The organism is Vibrio sp. 10N.261.51.C6 (assembly GCF_041471785.1).
In the GTDB taxonomy this organism is placed as follows: Bacteria; Pseudomonadota; Gammaproteobacteria; order Enterobacterales; family Vibrionaceae; genus Vibrio; species Vibrio crassostreae_C.
In genome coordinates this window covers 1-312 of record NZ_JBFRPB010000015.1, presented here as the reverse complement: position 1 = coordinate 312, position 312 = coordinate 1, and the positions used below count along the sequence as shown (strand labels likewise).

At 55.8% G+C, this 312-nt stretch carries 1 protein-coding gene; it reads left to right on the top strand.

Going from position 1 to position 312, the window contains the following annotated elements; all coding sequences use genetic code 11:
* Window positions 1-74: 74 nt before the first annotated feature.
* On the top strand, window positions 75-312 hold a 238-nt coding region (locus tag AB4375_RS03965; protein WP_372051049.1), incomplete at its 3' end, for a hypothetical protein.

The window sequence follows — 312 nt, the reverse complement described above, 5'->3', positions numbered from 1 at the left end:
GTTCACAGCGACCGTGACGGTTCAGCACGACAGCAGACCTAACAGGTAAGGGTCTGGTTGATGGTGCGATCACCGTGAAAGCGGACGTGACGGATACAGCGGGCAACGCGGCGACAGACAGCGAAAACGCGACGTTGGATGCGGACAATGCGGATCTACCGACAATCGACTTGACGACCGTAGGCGACGGCAACATCAGTGTTGACGAAGCAGACGAAGTGACCTTGTCAGGTACCACAACGAATGTCGAAAACGGTCAGACAGTGACCTTGACCGTGACTGACAGCCAAGGCAACACAGCTCAGTTCACAG